25 protein-coding genes and 2 pseudogenes are annotated in these 25,303 nt (G+C 67.5%); 14 read left to right on the top strand and 13 right to left on the bottom strand.

Annotated features, from left to right (window positions below; genetic code table 11):
• Positions 1–46: 46 nt before the first annotated feature.
• The 3 genes from KU887_RS21745 to KU887_RS21735 are packed head-to-tail and all read left to right on the top strand — an operon-like array spanning position 47 to position 3,467.
• A complete protein-coding gene (locus KU887_RS21745) occupies positions 47–1,135 on the top strand; it encodes an erythritol/L-threitol dehydrogenase (RefSeq protein ID WP_006496169.1) in 1,089 nt (362 codons plus the stop codon).
• Between the two features lie 29 nt (positions 1,136–1,164).
• Entirely contained in the window at positions 1,165–2,712 is a 1,548-nt protein-coding gene (locus KU887_RS21740) for an FGGY-family carbohydrate kinase (protein WP_006496170.1), read from the top strand.
• Complete coding sequence (locus KU887_RS21735) at positions 2,709–3,467, top strand: SDR family oxidoreductase (RefSeq protein WP_006496171.1); 759 nt, start codon at positions 2,709–2,711, stop codon at positions 3,465–3,467. Before KU887_RS21740 ends, KU887_RS21735 begins: the two co-directional genes overlap by 4 nt.
• A gap of 50 nt (positions 3,468–3,517) precedes the next feature.
• Here the strand turns inward: KU887_RS21735 and KU887_RS21730 are convergent, their stop codons facing one another.
• The 4 genes and pseudogenes from KU887_RS21730 to KU887_RS21715 form a co-directional block, all read right to left on the bottom strand.
• A complete protein-coding gene (locus KU887_RS21730) occupies positions 3,518–3,658 on the bottom strand; it encodes a hypothetical protein (RefSeq protein ID WP_162838543.1) in 141 nt (46 codons plus the stop codon).
• A gap of 172 nt (positions 3,659–3,830) precedes the next feature.
• Positions 3,831–4,415: an NTP transferase domain-containing protein gene (locus KU887_RS21725; RefSeq protein ID WP_006485855.1), complete on the bottom strand. Its 585-nt coding sequence runs from the start codon at positions 4,413–4,415 to the stop codon at positions 3,831–3,833.
• A gap of 102 nt (positions 4,416–4,517) precedes the next feature.
• Positions 4,518–5,198: a M15 family metallopeptidase gene (locus KU887_RS21720; RefSeq protein WP_212260856.1), complete on the bottom strand. Its 681-nt coding sequence runs from the start codon at positions 5,196–5,198 to the stop codon at positions 4,518–4,520.
• A 181-nt stretch (positions 5,199–5,379) separates the two neighbouring features.
• A pseudogene (locus tag KU887_RS21715) lies at positions 5,380–5,619 on the bottom strand (type II toxin-antitoxin system Phd/YefM family antitoxin).
• Between the two features lie 202 nt (positions 5,620–5,821).
• Here KU887_RS21715 and KU887_RS21710 point away from each other — a divergent pair.
• Positions 5,822–7,771, top strand: coding sequence for a hypothetical protein (locus KU887_RS21710; RefSeq protein WP_060210864.1), 1,950 nt, complete (start codon positions 5,822–5,824; stop codon positions 7,769–7,771).
• Positions 7,772–7,812: 41 nt separating this feature from the next.
• On the opposite strand, the gene KU887_RS21705 is transcribed toward KU887_RS21710, so the two are convergent.
• The 3 genes from KU887_RS21705 to KU887_RS21695 are packed head-to-tail and all read right to left on the bottom strand — an operon-like array spanning position 7,813 to position 11,495.
• A complete protein-coding gene (locus KU887_RS21705; protein WP_077189302.1) occupies positions 7,813–8,496 on the bottom strand; it encodes a Fe2+-dependent dioxygenase in 684 nt (227 codons plus the stop codon).
• Positions 8,493–9,248, bottom strand: a complete 756-nt coding sequence (locus KU887_RS21700) for a tetratricopeptide repeat protein (RefSeq protein ID WP_006485843.1) — start codon at positions 9,246–9,248, stop codon at positions 8,493–8,495. The genes KU887_RS21705 and KU887_RS21700 overlap by 4 nt, the downstream gene beginning before the upstream one ends.
• A gap of 3 nt (positions 9,249–9,251) precedes the next feature.
• The gene (locus KU887_RS21695) at positions 9,252–11,495 is read right to left on the bottom strand and encodes a TonB-dependent siderophore receptor (RefSeq protein ID WP_058903292.1); all 2,244 of its coding nucleotides are present in this window, start codon (positions 11,493–11,495) and stop codon (positions 9,252–9,254) included.
• Positions 11,496–11,796: 301 nt separating this feature from the next.
• On the opposite strand from KU887_RS21695, the gene KU887_RS21690 reads away from it, so the two are divergent.
• Positions 11,797–12,030, top strand: a complete 234-nt coding sequence (locus tag KU887_RS21690) for a plasmid stability protein (protein ID WP_212157716.1) — start codon at positions 11,797–11,799, stop codon at positions 12,028–12,030.
• Positions 12,027–12,438: pseudogene (locus tag KU887_RS21685) on the top strand (type II toxin-antitoxin system VapC family toxin); the annotation flags it as partial. The gene KU887_RS21690 and the pseudogene KU887_RS21685, both read left to right, overlap by 4 nt.
• A 136-nt stretch (positions 12,439–12,574) precedes the next feature.
• Here the strand turns inward: KU887_RS21685 and KU887_RS21680 are convergent.
• Positions 12,575–13,870 (bottom strand): aspartate carbamoyltransferase, encoded by a 1,296-nt coding sequence (locus KU887_RS21680; RefSeq protein ID WP_006485851.1) that lies wholly within the window; start codon positions 13,868–13,870, stop codon positions 12,575–12,577.
• Positions 13,871–14,104: 234 nt separating this feature from the next.
• On the opposite strand from KU887_RS21680, the gene KU887_RS21675 reads away from it, so the two are divergent.
• The gene (locus tag KU887_RS21675; RefSeq protein ID WP_006485835.1) at positions 14,105–14,239 is read left to right on the top strand and encodes an entericidin A/B family lipoprotein; all 135 of its coding nucleotides are present in this window, start codon (positions 14,105–14,107) and stop codon (positions 14,237–14,239) included.
• A gap of 93 nt (positions 14,240–14,332) precedes the next feature.
• Here KU887_RS21675 and KU887_RS21670 read toward each other — a convergent pair whose 3' ends face one another.
• From KU887_RS21670 to KU887_RS21660, 3 genes are all read right to left on the bottom strand, one after another.
• On the bottom strand, positions 14,333–14,881 hold the full coding sequence (locus tag KU887_RS21670) for a permease (protein ID WP_258257977.1): 549 nt from the start codon (positions 14,879–14,881) through the stop codon (positions 14,333–14,335).
• 203 nt (positions 14,882–15,084) lie between these two features.
• A complete protein-coding gene (locus KU887_RS21665; protein ID WP_080322496.1) occupies positions 15,085–16,017 on the bottom strand; it encodes a DMT family transporter in 933 nt (310 codons plus the stop codon).
• 171 nt (positions 16,018–16,188) lie between these two features.
• Positions 16,189–16,986 (bottom strand): AraC family transcriptional regulator, encoded by a 798-nt coding sequence (locus KU887_RS21660; protein WP_062910375.1) that lies wholly within the window; start codon positions 16,984–16,986, stop codon positions 16,189–16,191.
• 170 nt (positions 16,987–17,156) lie between these two features.
• Between KU887_RS21660 and KU887_RS21655 the strand changes: the two genes are divergently transcribed.
• Positions 17,157–17,990 (top strand): molybdenum cofactor biosynthesis F family protein, encoded by an 834-nt coding sequence (locus tag KU887_RS21655; RefSeq protein WP_006493836.1) that lies wholly within the window; start codon positions 17,157–17,159, stop codon positions 17,988–17,990.
• Positions 17,987–18,796 (top strand): SDR family oxidoreductase, encoded by an 810-nt coding sequence (locus KU887_RS21650; RefSeq protein WP_062910376.1) that lies wholly within the window; start codon positions 17,987–17,989, stop codon positions 18,794–18,796. Before KU887_RS21655 ends, KU887_RS21650 begins: the two co-directional genes overlap by 4 nt.
• A 93-nt stretch (positions 18,797–18,889) precedes the next feature.
• Here KU887_RS21650 and KU887_RS21645 read toward each other — a convergent pair whose 3' ends face one another.
• Positions 18,890–19,567, bottom strand: a complete 678-nt coding sequence (locus tag KU887_RS21645; RefSeq protein WP_258257975.1) for a dihydrodipicolinate reductase C-terminal domain-containing protein — start codon at positions 19,565–19,567, stop codon at positions 18,890–18,892.
• A 349-nt stretch (positions 19,568–19,916) separates the two neighbouring features.
• Between KU887_RS21645 and KU887_RS21640 the strand changes: the two genes are divergently transcribed.
• From KU887_RS21640 to creD, 4 genes are all read left to right on the top strand, one after another.
• The gene (locus KU887_RS21640; protein ID WP_012493456.1) at positions 19,917–20,630 is read left to right on the top strand and encodes an SDR family NAD(P)-dependent oxidoreductase; all 714 of its coding nucleotides are present in this window, start codon (positions 19,917–19,919) and stop codon (positions 20,628–20,630) included.
• Positions 20,631–20,700: 70 nt separating this feature from the next.
• Positions 20,701–21,414, top strand: a complete 714-nt coding sequence (gene creB / locus KU887_RS21635; RefSeq protein WP_034202136.1) for a two-component system response regulator CreB — start codon at positions 20,701–20,703, stop codon at positions 21,412–21,414.
• 15 nt (positions 21,415–21,429) lie between these two features.
• Positions 21,430–22,881 (top strand): two-component system sensor histidine kinase CreC, encoded by a 1,452-nt coding sequence (gene creC, locus KU887_RS21630; RefSeq protein WP_006485670.1) that lies wholly within the window; start codon positions 21,430–21,432, stop codon positions 22,879–22,881.
• Between the two features lie 103 nt (positions 22,882–22,984).
• Positions 22,985–24,379: a cell envelope integrity protein CreD gene (gene creD, locus KU887_RS21625; RefSeq protein WP_258257965.1), complete on the top strand. Its 1,395-nt coding sequence runs from the start codon at positions 22,985–22,987 to the stop codon at positions 24,377–24,379.
• Between the two features lie 80 nt (positions 24,380–24,459).
• Here the strand turns inward: creD and KU887_RS21620 are convergent, their stop codons facing one another.
• A complete protein-coding gene (locus tag KU887_RS21620) occupies positions 24,460–24,882 on the bottom strand; it encodes a RidA family protein (protein WP_058903285.1) in 423 nt (140 codons plus the stop codon).
• Between the two features lie 162 nt (positions 24,883–25,044).
• Here KU887_RS21620 and KU887_RS21615 point away from each other — a divergent pair, with 162 nt between their 5' ends.
• Complete coding sequence (locus KU887_RS21615) at positions 25,045–25,242, top strand: oxidoreductase-like domain-containing protein (RefSeq protein ID WP_006492647.1); 198 nt, start codon at positions 25,045–25,047, stop codon at positions 25,240–25,242.
• The last annotated feature ends 61 nt before the right edge of the window (positions 25,243–25,303 follow it).

Raw genomic sequence — 25,303 nt, 5'->3', positions numbered from 1 at the left:
TGAAAAAATCATCGGTTATCCGAATCACTCAGGAAAGAGACAACTCATGACGACACCCGAAGCCCAGCCGCGCATGACCGCGGTCGTCTGCCACGGCCCCGAGGACTATCGCGTCGAACAGGTCGCGAAGCCGAATCCCGGCGCGAACGAGCTCGTGATCCGCATCGCCGCGTGCGGGATCTGCGCGAGCGACTGCAAGTGCTACACCGGCGCCAAGATGTTCTGGGGCGGCCCCAGCCCGTGGGTGAAGGCGCCGGTGATTCCCGGCCATGAATTCTTCGGCTACGTCGAAGCGCTCGGCGACGGCGCGGCCGAGCATTTCGGCGTCGCGCTGGGCGACCGCGTGATCGCCGAGCAGATCGTGCCGTGCGGCAAGTGCCGCTATTGCAAGTCGGGCCAGTACTGGATGTGCGAAGTGCACAACATCTTCGGCTTTCAGCGCGAGGTGGCCGACGGCGGGATGGCCGAGTACATGCGCATTCCGCCGACCGCGATCGTCCACAGGATTCCGCTCGGCGTATCGCTCGAGGATGCCGCGATCATCGAGCCGCTGTCGTGCGCGATCCATACGGTGAACCGCGGCGACGTGCAGCTCGACGACGTCGTCGTGATCGCGGGCGCGGGCCCGCTCGGGCTGATGATGACGCAGGTCGCGCACCTGAAGACGCCGAAGAAGCTCGTCGTGATCGACCTGATCGACGAACGGCTCGAGCTCGCGCGGCAGTATGGCGCCGACGTGACGATCAACCCGAAGCGCGACGACGCGCGCGAGATCGTCCGCGCGCTCACCGACGGCTATGGCTGCGACGTGTACATCGAGACGACCGGCGCGCCGGTCGGCGTGAACCAGGGGCTCGACCTGATCCGCAAGCTCGGCCGCTTCGTCGAGTTCAGCGTGTTCGGCGAGGATGCGACCGTCGACTGGTCGATCATCGGCGACCGCAAGGAGCTCGACGTACGCGGCGCGCACCTCGGGCCATACTGCTATCCGGTCGCGATCGACCTGCTCGCGCGCGGGCTCGTCACGTCGAAAGGCATCGTCACGCACGGTTTCGCGCTCGAGGACTGGGACGACGCGATCCGCGTCGCGAAATCGCCCGAATCGATCAAGGTGCTGCTGAAGCCGGCCCGCTGACGGCCGGCGTGCGCCTCACCGGAGACATCATGGAATACGTCATAGGCGTCGACATCGGCACGCAGAGCACCAAGGCGCTGCTGGTCGACCGGCACGGCACGATCGTCGCGCGGCGCTCGGCCGGCTACCAGCCCGATACGCCGCGCCCGCTGTGGGCCGAGCAGTGGCCGCACGTGTGGTTCGACGCGGTGCTCGACTGCATCGGCGGCTGCGTGAGCGACGCGCGCGCGCAGGGCGTGCCGGCCGACGCGATCCGGGCGGTGTGCGTGAGCAGCCTGTACGGCGGCTCGGGCATCCCGGTCGACAGCGACATGCGGCCGCTGCATCCGTGCCTGATCTGGATGGACCGGCGCGCGACCGCGCAAGTCGACTGGGTCGACGAACACGTGAACGTCGAGCGGCTGCGCGTGATCACCGGCAACGGCGTCGACAGCTACTACGGCTTCACCAAGATGCTGTGGCTGCGCGACCAGCGGCCGGACGTGTGGGCGAACGTGCGCTATTTCCTGCCGCCGAACGCGTATGTGATCTACCTGCTGACCGGTGAAGTCGCGGTCGATCACAGTTCGGCCGGCAATATCGGCGGCGTGTACGACGTCGCGCGCCGCGAGTGGTCCGACGACGCGCTCGACATGCTCGGCATTCCGGCGACGATGATGCCCGAGCGGCTGGTCGATTCGACGGACGTCGTCGGCGGCCTGCTGTCGCAATGGACCGCGCAACTCGGGCTGCCGGCCGGCACGCCGGTCGTCGCGGGCGGCGTCGATGCGGCCGTGGCGACCTTCGCCGCCGGCGCGACGCGCACCGGGCAGCACGTCGCGATGATCGGCACCAGCATGTGCTGGGGCTACGTGAACCGGCACGTCGATGCGCGGCACGGCCTCGTCAGCATGCCGCACGTGTTCAACGGGCAGCGCGACCTGTACGTGTTCGGCGGTGCGATCGCGGCCGGCGCATCCGTCGCGTGGTTTCGCGACCAGTTCTGCCACGCGGAAACCGACGCGGCGCGCCTGCTGCCGCACGGCGATCCGCACGTGCTGCTCGAGGAGGCGGCCGGGCGTGTGCCGGCCGGCGCCGACGGCGTGCTGTTCCTGCCGTATCTGATGGGCGAGCGCAGCCCGGTATGGGATGCGAAGGCGAGCGGCGCGTTCGTCGGGCTGAGTCTCGCGCACACGCGTGCGCATCTTTATCGAGCGGTGCTCGAAGGCGTCGCGTTCGCGTTGCGCCACAACATCGAGGCCGGCCGCCGGGGCGCGGCGGCGCTGGACGATCGGTTGATCGTCGTCGGCGGCGCCGCGCATTCGGCGCTGTGGATGCAGATCATCGCGGACGTGACGGGTTTTCCGGTGTGGACGATCGAGCAGGACGTCGAAGCCGCGATGGGCGCCGCGCTGCTTGCGGGCGTCGGCGCAGGGCTCGTGTCGGACGATGACGCGCAGGGCGGCTGGGTCACGCTCGTCGAGCGCGCACGGCCCGATGCCGAGCGTGCGAACACGTACGACGCGCGTTTTTCGCTCTATACGGCGTTGTATCCGGCACTCAAGCCGATCATGCACAGGCTGGGCACCTCATCATGAACACACGATTCGATTTCAGCGGGGCAACGGTGCTCGTCACGGGCGCGTCGAGCGGAATCGGCCGCGCCTGCGCGGTCGCGCTGGCGCAAGCGGGCGCGCGCGTCGTCGCGGCGGGGCGCGACATGGTCGCGCTCGACACGCTCGCCGGCGAGATTGCGTGCGATACGTTGCGCCTGGACGTCGGCGGTGACGAGCAATCGATCGATGCCGCACTCGCCGCGTACGAGGCGTTCGACGGCCTCGTCAATTGCGCGGGGATCGCGTCGCTCGAACCGGCGCTCGAGGTCGGCGCCGCGCAGTTCGATCGTGTGATGGCCGTCAATGCGCGCGGCGCGGCGCTCGTCGCGCGGGCCGTGGCGCGCAGGATGATCGAGCGCGACGGACGCGGCGCGGCGCACGCACGGGGCAGCATCGTCAACGTGTCGAGCCAGGCCGCGCTCGTCGGGCTGCCCGCGCATTTGAGCTATTGCGCGTCGAAGGCGGCGATGGACGCGATCACGCGCGTGCTGTGCATCGAACTCGGGCCGCACGGCATTCGTGTGAACAGCGTGAACCCCACCGTCACGCTCACGCCGATGGCGCAGTTCGCGTGGAGCGAACCGGAAAAGCGGGCGCCGATGCTGGCCGCGATTCCGCTCGGCCGGTTCGCGGAGCCGGAGGAGGTCGTCGAACCGATCCTGTTTTTGCTGAGCGATGCGGCGTCGATGATCAGCGGCGTGTCGTTGCCGATCGACGGCGGGTATACGGCGCGCTAGATCGCGTCACGGAAGTCGCGGACTGAAGTCGCGGCGCGGCCGGCGCGCGGCTAGACCGGGTCCTTGCTCGGCGGCCCGTCCGGTTGCTGCGGATTGTCGTGATGACCGGGCGGCGACGCGAACGGATCGTCTTCCGGATCGCGGTTCGGGTCGGCCGGTGGCTCGGGCGTCGGGGTCGTGTGATCGCTCATGGAGAACTCGCGCGGTGCGTGACGGCGGTGGCGCGGCGGATGCGCCTCGTCTCCGTTATAGCCAATCGGGCGCGTGTTTGCAGCGCGATTCTTGCGACCGGTGGACGATCGTCGGCGAAATTCGTCCATTGACGGTGTTCGTGCGGGATCGTGCAGAACCGCACCATCGAAGTCAGCGCAAATCCGCCGGCGTATCGACGTCGCGCAGGATGCCGGGATCGTCGACATCGAGCAGGGTCACCGGCACGCTGGCGAACAGCGCACGGGCGCCCGTGTCGCCGTCGAGGGCGGCGAGCGCATCGAAATGGTGCGCGGCGAAGCCGACCGGATGGCCGCGCACGCCGCGATGCGCGGGCGCGACGATCGACGCGTTGTCGGCTTCGAGCGCGCGGGTGACGGTTTCGTAGGTGGAAGCGGCGATCCACGGCATGTCGCCGAGCGCGACGAGCCAGCCGTTCGAATCGGGCGTGGTGCGGACGCCGGCCGCGAGGCTGGCGCCCATCCCGCGCAACGCATCGGGGGCATAGACGACCTGACAGCCGGCTTCATTCAGCAGAATCGCAAGCTTTTCGGCGCCGGGACGCACGACGGCGATCACGTCGGCGGTGGCGGCCGCGAGACGGCGCGCGGCGGCGACCGCCACCGGCGTGCCGTCGGGAAGCCGGGCGAGCAGCTTGCTGTGCAGGCCGCTCGGGTCGAAGCGTTGACCAAGGCCGCCGGCGAGCAGGACGCCGGTGGCGAGTGACGCATAGGACATCGGCGCGGGGGGAGTGAGGCAGGTGCTGCGATTGTGCGGGAGCACACGAGGATCGGCAAGTGAGGATGTTACCGAGTCACGTATGCCGGATCGGGAAAACCGTCATCGCGATGCTTCGTCGAGCATGCTTTCCTCGACGGGACCGTAAATTGCGTGCGATTCGTTCTGCATGACGGCCCAATAGCGGTCGCCGAACGACCAATGCCACCATTCGGACGGGTAATTCGTGAAGCCGGCGTGGGTCAGCGCGTCGATCAGGATCTGGCGGTTTCGTGCAGCCGCGCGGCTGATGAACGCGTTGTGCATGTAGCACGCGCCGGACGATTCCTGGTCGGTGGCGTTCATGATGGTGCCCATGTCGATCTCGATGCCTTCCGCCGAGATCAGCGTGAGGTCGATGGCGGCGCCCGTCGGATGGGCGGCGACTTCCGGCGGTGCGACGTAGTGGCTGGTCAGGGCGATCAGGGTGTCTTCGTCCGGCAGCGGGTTCAGCGTCCGGCGCAGATGCGCGAGATGCTCGGTGAAGTACCGGCGCTGCAGGGCCAGCGGACGGTAGCCTTCCTTGACGTACAGGCGCAGGCCGGCGGGCAACGCGTGCGCGGCGGCGATCAGCCGTTCCGCCACGCCGCGACGCACTTTCAGGAAATGCGGGCTCCTGCTTTCGATATCGCGGCGGTCGAGATCGACGGCGATGCGGTCATGGAAGCCTGCGAGATCGACGAACCCTTCGTGTGACTCTTGCAGGGCGATCGAGCGGATGGCGGGATCGGAGAGCGGTATCACGGTAGCGGGTAAATGGCGCGAGGACGGTTGTGGGCCGCTGGCCGATGTCGAGTGCGGCGGCCGCGGTCGTTTTGGTCAGACGAATCGGCAATATGCCAGAGTCGGGCGGAAGATGCGCGGCGGTTCGAGCTACGGGTGCATCCACGCGGCTTTGCTCATCGCATCGATACTGGCTGCCCGGTCAACGAGGCAATTCCCACCCCTCTTCTTCAACCGGATCTGCCGGATGATCGTAGTGCATGACCGACGCGTGCAATATGTCCAATGGTCACGACTCGTGTGAACGATACGGGTGGATTTCGAGTACCGGACGGCCATGGTCGGTGACGACGAGCTTTTGGCCCGATGTCTCGACGAGTCGAAGGTGTTCGAGTGCGCGAGCGCTGAATTCGGATTTCGAAACGGTAGCGTGCGACATCACGGAATGAATGCGGTCATGTGAAGTGAAGGGAGTCAATGTACGGCGAGCGTGTGGCTCTGCACAAGTAGTGAGCGTGGGGCAGAGCCTATTGCGGCGCCGGCGGGGTCGCTTCACCGATTCGGTACAATCGTGCGGCCGTTCGGGCAGGCCCGCTTGGGAGAGCAAGCGGGCCCGAATGAGACTCGTCACACGCTATTCGAACATGACACAACAACAATTCTTGACGCGACTGGTCGCATTCGGCCGGAAAAATCCAATCGTCACGCTTTCGTGGCTGGTGCTGTCATGCGGGGCGCTGCCTCTGCTGTTCTATGCGAACGGCGTCGACCAGCTACCGGACTTCACGCTGAGCGAGTTGACCGGGACGCTGATTGCATCGTTCGCACTGGAGCTGATGCTGGTGCCGCTGATCGGTTGGTATTGCATCCTGGCCGGGCTGGCGGCGCGCGCCGTTCTGAACCACTTCTATCCTCACTCGCCCGCATCGACCGTACCGGGCACGATCGTCGCCGTTCGCGCCGCGACGCGGGAGCAACTCGTTCGAGGAAAATTCATTGTTCTCGTTTCGTTGTTGACCGGCATGATCTGGCTGGATGTGCTGTCGGCCGCGGCTGGATTTTCTCCGTTTTCCAGATGGCAAGACCCCGCGATGATGGTGCTCGTATCGACGACGTATGTTGCCGCGTATGTCGCGATGTTCGGCCTGATCCTGTTCGATTGGCAAGCGCCGGGACTGCGCCGCCGCCTTGTTCATCGCACACTTTGGTCGTTGTTCCTGTTTTCGGTTCTCGTCAATGTCGCAACCTTTCTCGTCCGGCGTCGGATGCACGGAACGGTGGTGCCCCCGCCGGATCCCGACGCTCATCCGATCATCTACGTTTCCGACAATATTCGCGATGCATTGCCGGATATTGGGCAATGGTTCAGGGCAGGGGCGGCCTGGCTGCACACGTGGCTGACGGGCATCCCGGGCGGGGAATGGATCGTTGCAGTGTTTCGGTTTGTCGGACATGGGGTGGCGGAATATGGCACCGTTATGGTTTGCGTGATCCTGTCCGTCACCGCGCTACGGATGTCGGTCCGCAGACTGCGCTACGGGTTGCATGGGCAACAGGCAATGAACTGGCTGTGCGCCGCACTCATGCCTTGGCTGATTCGGGCGACGCTGGTGTCACTTGCGTCGCCGGATGCGAGCCTGACGCAGCGGGTCATGTTGGGTGCCGCTACCGTTGTCGGTGTTATCTGGGCGGGGATCTGGATACTTGCCGCCGGGCGGCGGTCATGGCACGGCGGTGGGGCCACGGCGTCAACGGGATGGCCGTTGATTGGCGTGAAGTTGCTAATCACGGGGATGTTTGCCGGCGGGGCGAGCATCGTATTGATTTTCGTCTGTTTGATCGTCGACCAAGGGCGCCCGGACGGTGAGACAGTGACGCTTGCCAACGCGATCCTGCTGATCTGCCTGCTCAACTGTGGAGTATTCAGTCTGGGCCGAGACTGGAAACCCTTGGGACTGGTATGCATGTCCGCGTTCCTCATGTTGGTGCTGGTGCCGCAGTTCAGCGGAAACCCTCTATTTTTCCCAAAACTCGTCGTCAGGAATTTCGGGCTCGGGTATCTGCACGCGGACAACCTTGTGCTTTCGGGCCAGCAATGCGCGACGCTGGTGCCGTATGGCGTTCATTGCGACAAGGGGAAGGACGATGCGATTACGCTGACGCATGTGAATATCGTCAATCGCCTGGGCTCGTCGGTGCAACTCGAACTGATGCTGCACGCGGACCTCCATTCGTCGACGGCGCGTGCCGGCAAGTCGTCTGCCACCGTCGTGCCGTTTGCTGTTCAAACTCTGGTAACGGGCGACGACGTCATGCCGTTTACCGGGGCGCCTGTCCCCCGCAAACCGGCAGCCGGATGTGACGATCTTTTGGCGGCCAGACTGATTGACGCAATAAATAGTGCGAAGGAGCACGCAAAGAAAGGCGGGCCCGCCCTGCCTGACGAGAAAGTAGTCGCGTCGCTCGTATGTGTTCGCTTCGTCGTGCCCAAAGATCAGATCATCAGCTATGAGCGCAGTGGCGCCAGGACGTATGAGAAGGGCTACAGCGGGTATATCGCAACGCCGGACAAGCCGGAGACGCCAAAGAAGTAATCGCAGCGACTTGGGTTTCTGACTCGGATGGCGGATGCCCTTCACGCATCCGCCCACTTCCTCAACAGGTTGTGATAAATCCCGGTGAGCGAAATGACCATCGGATCCCTCGCCCCTTTTTCCGCGGAAAGCGCCTGAATCTGCGTATCGAGCTGAAACAGCAGCGTGCGATCGCCGTCGTCGCGCACCATGCTCTGAATCCAGAAGAACGACGCCACGCGCTCGCCGCGCGTGACCGGCGTCACATGATGCAGGCTCGACGCCGGATACAGCACGAGGTCGCCTGCCGGCAGCTTCGCGCGATGCACGCCATACGTGTCCTCGACGCACAGCTCGCCGCCGTCGTACGCATCGGGTTTCTCGAGGAACAGCGTCGCCGACAGATCGCTGCGCACGCGGAAATCCGTGCCGCGCAGCAGCCGGATCGCGTTGTCGACGTGCGTGCCGAACGTTTCGCCGCCTTCATAACGATTGAACAGCGGCGGAAACACCTTGAGCGGCAGCGCCGCCGAAAAGAACAGCGGATGGCGCGCGAGCGCATCCTGGATCGCGTCGCCAACGGTGCGTGCGACCGGCGAGCCTTCCGGCAATTGCCTGTTGCGTTTCGCGAGCGCCGACTGCGCGCCGGACGTTGCGTTGCCGTCGACCCATTCGGCGGCATCGAGCAGTTCGCGGCATTGCGCGACTTGCGCTTGGGTCAGTACGCCGGGGATGTGAAGCATCATGATGCGGATTCCATTGCGTGCGGCGCGAGTTGCATGGCCGCCGAACGAAAAGCATCGAGCGGCGACGACACGAGATACGCGCGCATTTTCGCGATGAACGCGGGGGTCGCGGTGGCCGGCACCCGCGCGAGCCAGACGAGCGCCTCGTCGACGCGCCCGCGTTCGGCGAGCAGCCGCGCATAGTTGAACTGGCCGCGGAAGTCGCCGGCGACGGCCGCGCGGCGATAGTGGTCGAACGCGGCGTCGGTGTCGACCGCGACGACCCATCCGTCCTCGTAGAAACCGCCGATCAGGTTGATCGATTTCGCATGGCCGAGCGCGGCCGCGCGGCGGAACCAGTCGAGCGCGTCGGTGCGGTTCTCGTCGACGCCGTTGCCGAGAGCGAGTGCGGTCGCGTAGTTGTACATGCCCCAGTCGAGGCCCGCCTGCGCGGCCAGCCGGTACCAGTACACGGCGACCGGCGCGCAGGCGGCCGTGCCCCAGCCGAACTCGTAGCAGCGTCCGAGCATGTTCATCGCCATCGGGTGGCCGGCTCGCGCCGCGTGCCGGAACCAGTTGAACGCGGCGGCCGGATCGCGTGCGACGCCGTGCCCGTCGAGCAGGTATTGCCCGTAGACGGCCTGCGCATCGACGATGCCGTGCTCGGCCGCCGCCGCGACCCACGCGGCGGCGCGCTCCGGCGGCCCGGCCAGGATGTCGGCGAACTCGCGCGGCGATACCGACGCGAGCGCCTTCAGCGATACGGCCTCCATCGATCAGTAGCGCGCGTTCAGCGTGACGAACGCCGAACGGCCCGGCGCGATCGACGCATAGTGCGCCGGATACGCCTGATCGAAGTAGGTGCGGTTGAACAGGTTGTTCACGTTCAGCTGCAGGTCGAGCTTCTTGTTGATCCGGTACTGCGCCATCGCGTCGAAGCGCCAGTACGACGGTACGGCGCGCAGGTTCGCGGGATCGCCGAACACTTCCGACATGTAGAACGCGCCGCCGCCGACCGTGAATTTCGGCGTGACGTCGTAGTTCGACCACATCGTGAGGCTGTGCTTCGGCGTATTCGGGAAGCGGTTGCCGTTGTTCGCGGTGTCCTTGCCGTTGTCGCGCAGTTCGCTCTTCATGTACGTGTAGCCGCCGAACACCTGCCACTGCTTCGTGATCTGGCCGGCGAGGCCGAGCTCGAGACCCTGCACGCGTTTGTTGCCGACCATCGCGTACTGGTTGTTCGGCAGCGTCACGCGTGCGTTCGTCGTGTCGATCTGGAACAGCGCGGCCGTCAGCGACAGCTTGTCGTTCAGCACGTTCCACTTCGTGCCGAGTTCGATGCTGCGGTTCTTTTCCGGCGAAAGCTGATCGGCGTTCGGGCCGACGCCGCCGCGGCCCGGCGTGAGCGACTGCGTTTCGCTGCCTTCGCCGAGCAGCATGCCGGCAGGCGTCGACGACGTCGCATACGACGCATAGATGCTGCCGTTCTGCGCGGGCTTGAACACGAGGCCTGCCTGCCAGTTGAAGAGCGTGTCGTCGCGCGTGTACGTCTTGCCGCCATTCGCCTTGGTATCGGTGAAGCGGGTCGAGTAGTCGTCGACGCGCACGCCGGCGTTGACCTGCCAGCGCGGCGTGATCTCGATCGTGTCGAAGCCGTAGATCGACTTCGTCGTGGTGCGCGCATGCGCATAGTCGTTGTTGCGCGTGATCGAGCCGGCCCACGGATCGTTCGGGTTCGGCGACCACAGGCTCGTGCAGTTGTAGCCCGACGGCGCGCCGATGCCTTTCTGGCAGATCGTGCCCTTGTCTGTCGCGACCGTGTACGAATCGCGCTTGCCCCATTCGCGCGACAGTTCGATGCCGGTCGTGAAGCTGTGCTTGAACGGGCCCGTGCGGAATTCGCCGAACAGCTCGGTCAGGTTCGCGAGGCTGTTGATCGAGCTGTTGCGGTTGTTGTTGCGGCGCCAGACCTTGCCGTTCACCACGTTGCCCTGGCTGTCGTCCGGCTGCGTCCAGATGTAGTCCTGCGTCGATTCCGTGTAGCGCGTGGTGTTGCGCACCGTGAGGTTCGGCGTGATGTCGTGCTCGATCTTGATCGTGCTGATGTCCGACGTGGTCTTGCGGAAGTCGCGGTCGATCAGGCCGTAGAAGTTGTGGCGATCGACGGGCGCCGGATAGATCGTGTCGACGTTCGCGGGCTTGTTCGACGTCGTGTAGAAGTACGGGATGCCGCCGTCGGGCATGTCGTCCGTTTGCAGGTGGTAGTAGCTCGCGGTCACGCGCGTCGACGTGCCGAGGCCGAACGCGATCGACGGCGCGACGCCCCAGCGCTCGTTGTTGACGGCGTCGCGGCCGGCGACGTCGTTGTTGTGGCTCATCAGGTTCAGGCGGAACGCGGCGTGATCGGCGAACTGCCAGTTGCCGTCGGCGGTGAAGCGGCGATAGCGGTCGGTGCCGAGGCCCGCGCTCGCGGCGGCCGTCGTGCCGAGATGCGGGGCCTTCGTGATCAGGTTGATGCTGCCGCCGGCGCCGCCGCGGCCGCCGTACGCGCCGTCGGAACCCTTGGTGATCTCGACGCGCTCGGTGTTGAAGATCTCGCGCGTGGTGGCGCCGGTGTCGCGCATGCCGTCGACGAACATGCTGCCCTGCGTGTCGTAGCCGCGGATGAACGGACGGTCGCCGAGCGGGTTGCCGCCTTCGCCGGCGCCGAACGTGATGCCGGGCACGGTGCGCAGCGCTTCGGTCAGCGTCGCCGCGCCGCTGCTCTGGATCAGTTCCTGCGGGATCACGGTGACGGATTTCGGCGTGTCGACGAGCGGCGCGGTGAATTTCGCGGAAGCGGAAAAGTCGGCCTTGTAGCTGTGCTCGGTCTTGCCCTGGATCTCGATCGGCGCGAGATGGCCTTCGGTGCTGGCGGGCGCCGCGGGCGGCGTGCCGTCGGCGAACGCGGGGCTGGCGGCGAGCACGCTGCAGAGGGTGGTGAACTTGCCGAGCTTCAGCTCGTCGGGACGGGACTTCATGGTGCGCTTCGACCTCGCGGTGTGGCCCCGGGGCAGTGCGCTGCGGAAATGTGCACGCCGGCGGGAATTATTACGATTTGTTTTCAGGCGGCATTCTATGTAATTTCCTGTTAAATGAGAAGCGTTCTTGTTCGCGTTTGTGGGGGAATTGTTGACGAATGTGACGGGGTGGTCGCGAGGCGACCCAGGAGGCGCAAGCATGGCCGAATGGCCGGATATGACGGACCGGCAGGTCGGATTGGATTGGCTGTGTCGCGACGCTCGCCATGACAGCAAAGTGATAGTAGGGGCGCGTCATGCGGTGATCACCGTTCGAAATTTGCCCGATGAAGTGCACCGCGCGCTTCGGATCCGCGCGGCCCGACACGGGCGCAGTACGGAGGCCGAGGTGCGCGACATCCTGGAGCGGGCCGTTCTGCCGGGCGGGCGGCTCGAGCTCGGAACGCTGCTCGCGGAAATCGGGCGGGAAGCGGGCGATGTCGATATCGGCGTGCTGTGCGACGAGATGCCAACCGGTCCGATGAGCTTTGAATGATCCCTGTCGATACGAACGTCATGCCCGAACCGCTGCGGCGTGAGCCGAACGCGGCGGTGATCGAGTGGCTCGATGCGCAGAACGTCGAGACGCTGTATCTCGCGGCGATCGGTCTCGCGGAATTGCGGTTCGGCGTGGCTGCATTGCCGGAAGGGCGCAGGCGGGATTGGCTGCAGCAGAGTATCGGGCAGCGTGTGCTGCCGCTGTTTCGCGGTCGGATCCTGCCGTTCGACGACGCGGCGAGCAGGGCGTGCGAGCCTTTGCGCGCGGACGCGTGCCGCGGGCAACGCGATCGCGGTCGCCGATGGCTACATCGCCGCGACGGCCGAGGCAAACGGCTCGATCGTGGCCACACGCGACGTCGCGCCGTTCCAGGCGTTGGGGCTGCGCATCATCGATCCATGGGCCGTCCGGTTCGCGATCGCCGGTTCTTTTGGCGTGCCGAAATGCAAAACGCGCCGTGCGTGGCGGCGCGTTTTGAATCGAACCATCAGGCTCGTTCCCTGACGCAACGGCGGCAGGGCGCGAGCGTTTCGCAGTGGCGTCAATCGATCCCGTGAAACACCGCGTCTTCCGGGCCGAGGTACGCCGGCGGACGCCACGTCGCGTCGCGCATCGAATGCTGGACGAGATTTTCGACACCGAGCAGCACCGCGAAGATCGCCATCCGCACCGGAATGCCGTTGTCGGTCTGCCGGAAGATCGCGAGACGCGGGTCGCGGTTCAGGTCGACCGACAGGTCGTTCGCGCCGGGCCGGCTGTCGCGCGGCAGCGGGTGCATGATCAGCGTGTCCGGCTTGCATACCGAGTCGACGAGCGCCTGATTGATCTGGAAATCCGGCGTGTAGCCTTCGAACGACTCGTCGGTGAAACGCTCCTTCTGAATTCGCGTCGCGTAGACGACATCCGCGCCGCGCAGCCCGGCCGCGAGGTCGGTCGTCTGCTCGACCACATGGCCGTTCGTCGCGATCTGGTCGACGATGTACGCCGGCATCTCGAGCGTCGGCGGCGATACGAGCGTGAACTTCAGCCCGCGGTACAGCGCGAGCAGCTTGACGAGCGAGTGCACGGTGCGGCCGTACTTCAGGTCGCCGACCAGCGCGATGTGCGCGCCGTCGACGATCTTGCCGAGCCGCGAGAACTCGCGCTGGATCGTATAGAGGTCGAGCAGCGCCTGGCTCGGGTGCTCGCCGGGGCCGTCGCCGCCGTTGATCACCGGCAGGTTGGTCGCGCGCGCGAATTCGGCCACCGAGCCTTTTTCGGGATGGCGGATCACGAGCGCGTCGACGTAGCCGGCCATCACGCGGCTCGTGTCGTAGATCGATTCGCCCTTGGCCATCGACGAGAACGTGAAGCCCGTCGTGTCGCACACCGAGCCGCCGAGCCGGCAGAAGGCCGCGCCGAACGACACGCGTGTACGCGTGCTGGCCTCGAAGAACAGGTTGCCGAGCACGGCGCCTTCGAGCACGCGCGAAATCTTGTGGCGTCGCGCGATCGGCTGCATGACGTCGGCCACGCGGAACAGCGCCTCGACCGAATCCCGCGAGAACTGGTCGACCGAGATCAATTGCGGCTTGCCTTCGAACAGGAACTGCTTCGCGAGCCCTTGTTTGTCTACGCTTTGCGTATAGTTCTCGCCATCCGGCGCCGAGCGCTCGACGATCTCCGACACGAAGCGCTCGACGATCTCGGGCATCCCGCGCGATTCCTGCGAATCGTCGGGAAGTAGCCAGGTATCCAGCGCGCGCCGGCTGACGCCGATGCGATTCGCGAACGCCTCGCGGGTCATGTTGAGGCGGCGCATCGCGTCGCGGAGGAAGGCTTGCTGGGGAACGGTCATCGGCGGCTCCTGGGCGGAAAATATACGCGATGCGTATATTAGTTCCTGGCGCAATGAAGTCAAGAAAAATCTGCGTGCAAGCGGGGTGTGGCGCGCATGACACTCGGCGGGGCCGTACTGGCGCGCGGCGTGCGTCTCCGTATAATCAGGTCAGGCCCCGTGTCCGGCAGCGTGCCGGGCGCCAGCCGCACACGATTCGCCCGATCGGGCATGTTGATTCGAAGGAGAATGAGAATGACGCGTACGATTGCTGCAATGCTGCTGGTGGTGACCGCGGCGCTCGCCGGGTGCAATACGGTCGCCGGCGTGGGCCAGGACATTTCGAAGGGCGGCCAGGCGATCAGCGATTCGGCTGAAAAGGCCAAGTAAGCCGACCGGTTCCGGCATGCAGAAGGCGCCGGCCTTCCCGCGGTTGCGGGGAGGCGCGGCGCCTTTTTTGCGCCCGAGTCGACGCCGGCGGCGTCAGGTGCGCTCGACGAATGCGTAGCGGCCGTCGACCTTGCGCGGCGTGAACCAGCCGTAGTCGGGGAACACCCGGTTGCGGACGAACCATACGTAGCCGACCAGCACGACCGTGATCGCAAGGCTCGGCAGCGCGGCCGACGGATCGCGCCCGAGATCCGCGACGGTCTTCGGTACCTGCAGCAGCGACAGCAGAATGAACGCGTGATACGCGCCGACACGATGGGTCGCAAAACCCCAGATGAACAGCAGCGACAGCGGCACGGTCAACGCGAGGAACACGGTGACCAGCACGCCGCCGGCGCCGGACGCGAAGAAGTAGTACGCGAGCATCAGGCTGATGACCAGCTGCGCGATGCCGAGCGCGATCAGGATCCGGGTGTGCACCTTGTTCTTGCGGCAGCGTTCGGGGTCCGGGTGCGACGCGATCAGATGCGCGAGCACGCGATCCTTGAGCCCCTGTCCGGACAGCTCGGCCAGTGCGTCGGCCTTCCTCGTTCCCGCGGACAGCAGCACCGCGATTCTTGTTTTGGCTTCCTTCCTGTTCATTGCTTGGCCTAGCGGATTGTTGTTCGATGGTTGTCAAAGGGTCCGGCCACGCGAATATTGCATCTTGCGCAGTCGTGCGCAACGGTTTTGCGGGGCGCGGACACATTCCTACAGTCGTTGGCTGCATGGCCGGAAGGCGGCGTTCGAAGGCGGTGCGACGGGAAGGCGCCGCCATCGTTTTCGGCGGGACCAAGGAACGCGAATCAATCGGTGGCGGTCCGCGCGGCGAGCGTGGCGGGTGATTCGACGGGCGGCTCGCGCCGCCGCGTCGCGCCGACGAGCATGCCGGCGACGACGAGCGCGATGCCCGCGACACGCGTGCCGGTCAGCGTTTCGCCGAACAACGCGACCGCGAACAGCACGGCCGAAACCGGCGCGACCGCCGTGAACAGGGCGGCCTCGGTGCCGCTCGTGCGCGCCGAGCCCGCATACCAGCACAGGTAGCCGAGCACGGTCGGAATCAACGCGTAGTAGACGATCGCCGACACGGCGCCGACGGTCCAGCCGCTCGCCACCGCGCGCCATTCGAACGCGGCCGGCACGAGTGCGAGCACGAAGCCGAGGCCCGACATCGCGGTGGAAAGCGCCAGCGGCGGCAACGGCGCGGCAAGCCGCCGGTTGAGCAGGATGAAGACCGCTTCGCAGGCGACGGCCGCCAGCACCAGCGCATCGCCGGCAAGCGTCCGGAGCGACGGCATCGCGTGGCCCGGCGCGAACGTGACGAACAGCACGCCGGCCGTGGCGAGCGCGGCGGCCAGCCAGTCGCGCGGCGTCTGCCGCTCGCGCAGCACGACGGCCGCGATCAGCGTCGACATGGCCGGCAGCGTGCCGAGCATCACGCCGGCATCGAGCGGCGACGACAGTTTCGTGCCGCTGATCAGCAGCACCGTATAGCCGACGCCGCCCGCCGCGGCCTGGATGACGAGCAGCACGGCGTCGCGTGCGGCAATGCGCGGCCAGCGCATGCGCTGCGCACGCATCAGCGCGAACAGCAGCGGCGTCGCGATCAGGAAACGCAGCGCGGTGGCCGCGAACGGCGGCAGGCCGCCGGCCGCGAGACGGCTCGCGATGACGGTGCTGCCGACGCCCGCCATCGCGGCGGCGAGATAGAGATAGCCGATCAGTCGTGTCTTCATGCGCCGCATCGTCGCGTACGGCGGTGGGGGGCGTCTTGAACGAAATTGCAGCGGGGCGGGCGTCGAATGTGCTGCGCCGTCGACATGCACCGACGCAAGAGGTCACGGCTGACGTCGAGGTGGCAACCGCCGTCGAATGCAATGCGCGCGGCGGTCCGCGCACCGACAGCGCTATTGACCCGCCTGCGTGAACCGCCCCGGCGTGATCCCGAACTGGCGCGCGAACGCGCGCGTCAGGTGGCTCTGATCGGCGAAGCCGGCCTCGGCCGCGGCCTCGGCGATCGGCAGGCCGCCGGCCAGCAACGCGCGCGCCAGCCGCGTGCGCGACTGAACCAGATAGGCGTGCGGCGTGATGCCGAGCTCGCGCGCAAAGCCGCGCAGCAACTGGAAGCGGCTCACGCCGCTCAGGTCCGCCAGCTCGGCGAGCGATACGGGTACGGCCGGCGCTGCGTCGAGCCGCTCCCGGGCGACGCGGACCGCCGGCGCGACACCGGCCGCCGGCAGCGTGCGGTTGGCGTGCCGGGCGAGCAACCCTGCGACGAGCATCACGAGCGCTTCGTCGCGAGCGAGCGGCTGGGTTTCGCCTGCGACGATGCGTGCATGCAGCCGGCCGACGGCGGCCGCGAGCCGCGCGTCGCGCACGGCCGGGTGCGCAAGCTCGACGCCGCCGAGGCCTTCTTCCGCCGCGACGCCCGCGACCAGCGCCGGCGCGAGGTACAGCATCCGCCAGCGACGGCCGGTGCCGGCCTCGAGCGGCGAGCCGTCGTGCATTTCGCCCGGGTTGACCATGATCGCGTCGCCGGCCAGCGCGTCGACTTGCCCGCGGCCGCTCCACGACCGGTGCGCACCGCTGACGATCACGCCGACCCCGAATTCGTCGTGCGCGTGGCGCGGAAACGCGCGATCGGATTCGAGGCTGATCGCCTCGATGCCTTCGCCGGTGCGTCGGTAGTGGGTGACACGGTGCATGTGCGCTCCTCGCGCCGGTCGCGGCGCGGATCACGTGCACTTTAGCGCGTTCCGGCGCCGTGCGCCCTTCATCCTTTTGGCGGATACCGCGCGGCGCGCGCAGCCCGCACCATGTGCACATCGGCAGCGTACACGGCCCGCCGGGCCTGAAGCTGCGCGGGAGACGGCAGGTGGAACGACAGGATCCGGTATTCATTCAGGTGGGCGCGCTCGCGGACGGCTTCGCGCCGGAGGCGAACACCCTCGCGCCCGTCGACGCGCTCGTCGGGCGGACGCTGGCGCTCGAAGACGCATCGGGCGCATGGCGCGTCCATACGTTCGAGCCGGGCGCGTTGCAGTGGCGCGATGCGGCGACCGATACGGGCGGCCGCGCGCCGTGCCGCGTGACGCGGCTGCGCGACGGTCTGTACTTCGTCGACTACATCGATACCACTGCCCGCGCGACGTCGGTCAGCCTCGTGATCGATCTCGACAACGGCGTGTGGACGTCGGTCGTCGGTACGCTGCCGACGGAAGCCGACACGCGCATCGATGCGTTCACGCGCGTCGCGCGCGGGCTGCCGCTGACGGCCGTCGACGCGCAATTCCGGCACGGCACGCTCGGCGGCCACGCCCGGCCGGGCCCGCTGCATGCGCCCACGCGCGAGCTGATCGGCAAGCGGACGATGTACCGCTACAGCCCGACCGAATGCTACGAGCATATCTACCTGAACGAGAACTTCTACGCGTGGCAGTGCCTGCAGGGCGTGGAAGGCGGGCTGGCCGACGTCGACCGCTGTCATTACTTCAAGATGGCCGATGAGCTGTATCTGTTCGTGTGGCGCGAAAAGGTGGTGCCGACGCTCGGCGTCGTGCTGATCGACCTCGCGCAGCGCAAGACCGACGGCAAGATCTTCGGCTACCAGGGCGGCGATTTCGGCACGCTGTCGAATTTCCAGATCGGCGCTTATGCGCAGGTGCTGAACGAAACCGTGCATCCGCTCGGCGGCGAGGCGCAACGATGACTGCCGTGCTGGGCAGCGGCCGCCTGCGTGCGGATTTCGGCGGACGCGTCGTGCTCGTCACGGGTGCTGCGCAAGGGATCGGCGCGGCGATCGCGCGCCGTTTCGCGGAATCCGACGCATTCGTCGCGGTGGCCGACCTGAACCGCGAAGCAGCCGCCGCGCAGGCCGAGGCGCTGGTCAGCGCGGGCGGCGATGCACGCGCGTATCAGGTCGACGCCGCGAGCCGGGACGAACTGGATGCGCTCGTGGCGGCAGTCGAGCGCGACGGCGGCCGGCTCGATGTCGTCGTCCACAATGCCGCGTATTTTCCGCTGACGCCGTTCGAGCAGATCGACGCGCCGACGCTCGACCGGACGCTGTCGGTCAACCTGTCGGCACTGTTCTGGCTCGCGCAGGCTGCGTTGCCGGCATTCGAGCGCGCGGGGGCCGGGCGGCTGCTCGTCACGTCGTCGGTGACCGGGCCGCGCGTCGTCTATCCGGGGCTCGCGCATTACGCGGCGTCGAAGGCCGGCGTGAACGGCTTCATTCGGGCAGCGGCGCTGGAACTGGCGCGCCGCCACGTGACGGTCAACGGCGTCGAGCCGGGGATGATCCGCACGCCGGCGGCCGGCAATCTCGGCGACGCGTCGGTCGCGGCGCAGATCGCACGCGACATTCCGCTGGCACGAATGGGCGAGCCGGAGGACATCGCGAACGCGATGCTGTTTCTCGCGTCGGCCGACGCGGCGTACATCACCGGGCAGACGATCGTCGTCGACGGCGGAGCGACGTTGCCGGAAAGCGGGGCGGTGCTGGCGGACGGGTAGCGGTAGGCCCGCGAGGGGGGAAGCGTCGAGGCCGTGTCGGCGTAGGCGTGCGACCCACGCCATGGAGGGCCGCGCTACACGCGCCCGCCGCGACTACAGCCAGCCGTTGCGGATGAACTCGACGATCGAATAGCGACGATGCTCGAGATCGTGCCGGCGGACTGCCTCGACGATGCGCGATACGCCATCCGCATAGGGCGTATCGCCGGACACGCGCGATTCGAACTGCAGGCTGCATGCGCCGTCGTCGATGCGTATCCGGTGAAGCGCATGGCGGCCGAGCTGATCGTCGCGGATACCGAATTCGCCGCGCTGCACGGTCGGGTCGCGTACGGAGCGAATGTCTGCCGGCCGCACGCCGAGCGACTCGGCGATGCCGACGGCCGTGCCGGGGACGGACGTCTTGCCGGCCTGATGCGACTCGGTCACGCTGATGTCGCAGTCGCGGAACAGGTGGCCGCTGGTTTCCAGCATGCTCATGAACTTGAGCATCAGGATGTTCGTGTTCGGACACAGCACGACCGGAAAGCCGTATGTCCCGGTTTCGAGGTCGGAGCCGGTCGACAACTCGACGAGCGGCGATGCGGTGGCCTGGCAGAACGCGATCGCCGCGGCGAGTTCGCGGCCGGAACCGGCATGGACGACGATCGACCGGGCGTCGGTTCGCGTGGCGTCCGACCACGGCATCACGCGACAGGTGGCCGGGTCGAGCTGGTGCGAGCCGAGCAACTCGTTGGCGAGCTTGCCGGTTCCGATGACGAGTACTTGCATGGGATGGACGGGTTGAGGTTCGGGATGCGCGTCCGCAGTGGCGCAGGCCGTCGGGCGGGCCACGCTGGTCCGACTGTCGTGCCGCGCGCCACGCCTGGCGGGCATCGCGCATTATGCCCGGCCGTGCGACCGCGCGCTCGTCGAGCCGCGCCCGCGACGTCGCGGCGCTCCGCGCCGCATGGATCGCGATCCATCTCGCGATGCCGCCAACCGCGCTTGGCGCCCGATAACCACGGCGAAACGACAGCGGAACTGCGCTGCCCACCGTCATCCCGTTCGCACGAACGCGTGAACGGCGCTACGCTGTCGGCATTTCATCCCATCACCCTCGATCCAGGAGAACACATCGATGGAACACGACCTGAACGGCAAGGCAGTCGCGATCACCGGCGGCTTCGGTCATCTGGGCGTCGCGACGGCCGCGTGGCTCGGCGCGCGCGGCGCGCGCGTCGCGCTGATCGGCCGCGGCGCGGCCCCGGCGGCGCAGGCGCTGCCCGGCGTGCCGGCCGATGCGCTGCGCATCGGCGGCATCGATCTCGTCGACCCGCAGGCCGCCGCGCAGGCGCTCGAAACGGTCAACCGCGAATTCGGCCGGGTCGACGCGCTCTTGAACATCGCCGGCGCATTCGTGTGGCAGACGATCGCCGACGGCGATGCCGCCACGTGGGATCGCATGTACGAACTGAACGTGAAGACGGCGCTGAACGCGTCGAAGGCCGCGCTGCCGTACCTGATCGCGAGCCAGGCCGGCCGCATCGTCAACATCGGCGCGGGCGCGGCGTTCAAGGCCGGCGCGGGGATGGGCGCGTATGCGGCCGCGAAGGCCGGCGTCGCGCGGCTCACCGAGGCGTTGGCGGCCGAGTTGCTCGATCGCGGCGTGACCGTGAACGCGCTGTTGCCGAGCATCATCGACACGCCGCCGAACCGCAAGGACATGCCCGACGCCGACTTCTCGCGCTGGGTCCGGCCCGAACAGCTCGCCGCGACGATCGGCTTCCTGCTGTCGGCCGACGCGCAGGCGATCACCGGTGCGTCGATTCCGGTGAGCGGCCGCGTGGCGTAGTGCGCCGAGGGCGGGCTCGTCGGGTCCGGGCGTGCGTACAATGTCGCACCGGATTGCGCGCCCCGAACCCATGACTCAGCCCACCATCCTGATCGTCGAAGACGAACAGGCGATCGCGGATACGATCGTCTACGCCCTCGGCACCGACGGCATGCAGACCGTCCACTGCACGCTCGGGCAGGCGGCGCTCGACCGCCTGCGCGGCACGCGTGTCGACCTCGTGGTGCTCGACGTCGGCCTGCCGGACCTCAGCGGCTTCGAGGTATGCCGGCGGCTGCGCACGTTCACCGATGTTCCGGTGATCTTCCTGACCGCGCGGCACGACGAGATCGACCGGATCGTCGGGCTCGAGATCGGCGCTGACGACTACGTCGTCAAGCCGTTTTCGCCGCGCGAGCTGGCGGCGCGGGTGCGCGTGATCCTGCGCCGCTTCCATCGGACGGCCGCGCCGGAACCGACACCCGCAACCGCGCCGGCCGATGCGCCGGCACCGGTCGCGTCCGGCTTCACGCTCGACACCGACGGCGCGCGCGTGTCGTGGCTCGGCCACGCGCTGGACCTCACGCGCTACGAATTCGGGCTGCTGGCGCTGCTGGTCCGGCATCCGGGGCGCATCTACTCGCGCGAACAGTTGATGGATCTCGTCTGGCACGAGGCGCTCGATTCGGCCGACCGCACGGTCGACACGCACATCAAGACGCTGCGCGCCAAGCTGCGCGCGATCGATCCCGAGCGCGACCCGATCCGCACGCATCGCGGGATGGGTTATTCGCTGCAACCGTAACGACCGGCACCACCCATGCATATCGGCCTGCGCATCTTCTTCGGTTTTTTCCTGATCGTCGGTCTGGCCGCGCTGATCACGCTGCGCGTGTTCGTGCAGGAGGTGAAGCCCGGCGTGCGCGAAGCGATGGAGGACACGCTCGTCGACACCGCGCAGGTGCTGGCGACGCTGGCCGCCGACGACATGGCGAACGGCCATATCGCCGACGGCGCCTTCGCGCGGCAACTCGGGAAATTGCACGAGCGGCCGGTCAGCGCGAACGTGTGGGGCATCCAGAAGAACGCGATCGGCTACCGCCTCTACATCACCGACGCGCACGGCATCGTCCGCTACGACTCGTCCGGCAGCGCGGTCGGGCAGGATTATTCGCGCTGGAACGACGTGTACCGGACGCTGCGCGGCGAATACGGCGCGCGCAGCACGCGCAGCGATCCGAACGACGACAGCAGTACCGTGATGCACGTCGCTGCGCCGATCCGGCGCGGCGACGAGATCATCGGCGTGCTGACGATCGCGAAACCGAACCAGACGGTCGCGCCGTTCATCGCGCGCAGCCAGCGCAAGATCATGTTGTACGGCGCGTTGCTGATGGGCGGCGCGATCCTGATCGGCGCCGCGTGCACGTGGTGGCTGGTGCTCGGGCTGCGGCGCCTGCAGCGCTATGCGCGCGCGATCGCGGCCGGCGAGCGCGCGTCGATGCCGCTGCAGGGCGCGAACGAGCTGGCCGAGCTCGGGCGCGCGGTGGAAAGCATGCATCAGCGGCTGGAGGACCGGCAGTACGTCGAAACCTACATCCACACGCTCACGCACGAGATGAAGAGCCCGCTGGCCGCGATCAGCGGCGCGGCCGAGCTGTTGCAGGAAGACATGCCGGTCGCGAACCGCCGGCGCTTCACCGAGAACATCCGCCGCCAGGCCGGCCGCCTCGAACAGATGATCCGCAAGCTGCTCGCGCTGGCCGAGGTCGAGCAGAAGCAGCGCCTGTCGGTGCATGAGCCGGTCGCGCTGCGGCCGGTGCTCGAACAGCTCGTCGACGATATCGAGCCGCGCGCGCGGCAGCGCGGCGTGAGCCTGCGGATCGATGCGAACGACGCAGCCGAGCCGGCGGTCGTCGACGGCGATCCGTTCCTGCTGCGGCAGGCGCTCGGCAACCTGCTCGACAACGCGCTGGATTTCGCGCCGCGGGGCAGCACGATCCGGATCGCGCTCGAACGGCAGCCGGCGGGCAGGGCGCACGTCGCGGTCGTGCGCGTCGCCGACGACGGCCCCGGCGTGCCCGACTATGCGCTCTCGCGCGTGTTCGAACGCTTCTATTCGCTGCCGCGCCCCGACGGGCAGGATCGCAGCACGGGCCTCGGGCTGTGTTTCGTCCGCGAAGTCGCGATGCTGCACCGCGGCCAGGTCGCGCTCGCGAACCGCGCGGAAGGCGGCGCGTGCGCGACGCTCACGCTGCCGTCGGCGGGCTGACCGCGCTTCACGCCCGCCACACATTCGCTTCACGCCGGCTTCAATCGCCCTTCACCGGGGCCGCTCATGCTGACCGTACCTTCCACTCCGGTACCTCCCAGCAATGAATCGAGTCCTGTTGTTCAAGTCCATGATCACCGCGTTGCTCGCGCTGGCGATCCTGATCCCGCTGCAGATGGTCCAGAGCATCGTGCGGGAACGCGCCGACTATCGGCAGAGCGCGCTGCAGAGCATCTGGGCGAGCTATGCGGGGCCGCAGACGGTGACGGGGCCGGTGCTCGTCGTCCATTACACGGAAGTCACGCGCGCGAGCGACGACGTGCGGGCCGGCGGCAAGGCGAAAACCGTCCTGAAAAGCGAGGCGAAACGGCTGCTCGTGTTCCCGAAGACGCTGAACGTCGACGGCACGCTGTCGGTCAGCACGCGCTATCGCGGCATCCACAAGGCGCTCGTGTACGGGCTCGACAGCCGGATGACGGGCACGCTGCCGCTGCCGGACCTGAAGAAGCTGCCGCAGGCCGACGGCCACGTGAGCTTCAAGATCGACAGCGCGGTCGTCGCGCTCGGCATCGGCGACTTGCGCGGGCTGAAGGCGCAGCCCGACCTGCGCATCGGCGGCAAGCGGATCGACGTTGAGCAGGGCACGCGGCTCAAGAGCCTGCGCCAGGGCGTGCATGCGAACGTCGATCTCGCGGCGCTGGCGGAGGCAAACGCCGGGGCGACGGTCGTGCCGTTCAGCATCGGCCTGCCGCTGGCCGGCGCGGAATCGGTCGCGTTCGCGCCGGTGGGCGACCAGAACGACTTCTCGCTGAAATCGACGTGGCCGCATCCGAGCTTCGGCGGCGAGTTCCTGCCGGCCGAGCGCACGATCGACGCGCGCGGCTTCGTCAGCAACTGGCACGTGACGTCGTTCAACACGAAGGCGCGCGAGCAGGTGGCGTCCGGCAACGGCAACGGCGACGGCGGGATCGAGATGGCGTCGGTGTCGGTGATCGAACCCGTGAACGTCTATCTGCAGGCGGAGCGCGCGACGAAATACGGTGCGCTGTTCGTGATGCTGACGTTCGCGAGCTTCTTCATGTACGAGCTCGTGAAGCGGCTGCGCATTCACCCGATCCAGTACACGCTGGTCGGCCTGTCGCTCGCGCTGTTCTTCCTGCTGCTGCTGAGCCTGTCCGAACACATTGCGTTCGGCTATGCGTATCTCGCGGCGAGCGGCGCCTGCATCGGGCTGCTCGGCTTCTACCTGTCGTTCGTGCTGCACAGCGTGAAGCGCGGCGCGACGTTCACCGCGCTGCTCGCGATGCTGTACGCGGCGCTCTACGGGCTGCTGCTGTCGGAGGACAATGCGCTGATGCTCGGCTCGCTGCTGCTGTTCGCGATTCTCGCCGGCATCATGACGCTCACGCGCCGCGTCGACTGGTATTCGCTCGGCGCGGCGTGGCAGCCGCTGGCCGACAAGCCGACGGCCATGAAGCCGGGCGCGCCGGCGAAGTAAGCCGGCGGGCTGCAGGCAAGTGCGCGCGCCGGCCGGGAATGCCGCGACCGGCGCGCGCTTTCATGCGAGCCCGATGCGTTTCACGCAGCCGTCTCGGGACGACGGAACCGCGCCCGCGGAATCTCGGCGATGGCCGCGATCTCGATCAGCAGGTCGGGATGGTAGAGACGCTCGACCTGGACGGTCGTCGTCACGGGATAGGGGGCGGCGAAGTACGTGTTGCGGATGTCGCCGGCCTGCATGAATGCGTCGATGTCGGTCGCGTAATGGACGAGCGAGATCACGTCGCGCATCTGCCCGCCCAGTGCGGCCAGCACGTCGCGGAGGTTGCCGAGTGTCTGGCGAACCTGCGCGCGCATGTCGCCGGCGCCGACTACCTGCCCGTCGCGGTCGAGCGCGACCTGCCCCTTCAGATGCACGATCCGGCCGTCGCCCTGGATCATGGCCATCGAGAACGCGCCGAACGGCGCCCAGACTTCCGGGGGATTCACGGCTTCGGCCATCGCGCAGCTCCTATGGAACGGAAACAGGACGAACGCAGCGGCATGCGGCGCCCGACGATCGCACCATGATGGACGCGTTCATCGTCGATCCGCCCGCCCTGCCGAAAGCGGCGGCGGCCCGGATCGCCCTATACTGACCACTCCACCTTACCGGACCACGCCGTGCCGAACCAAGTTTCCGGAGATCCGTCCGTCGACGATCCCCGTCCGACCCCGCCTGTCCAACCCGAACTGGAAGACTGCTGCAACAGCGGCTGCTCGCCGTGCGTCTTCGACCTGTACGACGAAGCGCTCGCGCGCTATCGCGTCGAGCTGGCCGAATGGGAGGCGCGGCAGGCGCAGCGCGAGCCTCACCGATGAACCGGAGGCCGACGAGCCGTCACGCCGCGCCGCGCATGCGCCGTGTCCGTGTCACGCACCT

Source organism: Burkholderia sp. EMB26 (assembly GCF_024730645.1).
Classification (GTDB): Bacteria; Pseudomonadota; Gammaproteobacteria; order Burkholderiales; family Burkholderiaceae; genus Burkholderia; species Burkholderia cenocepacia.
The sequence above is the reverse complement of the archived record's forward strand: the minus strand, read 5'-3'. Positions and strand labels throughout refer to the sequence as shown.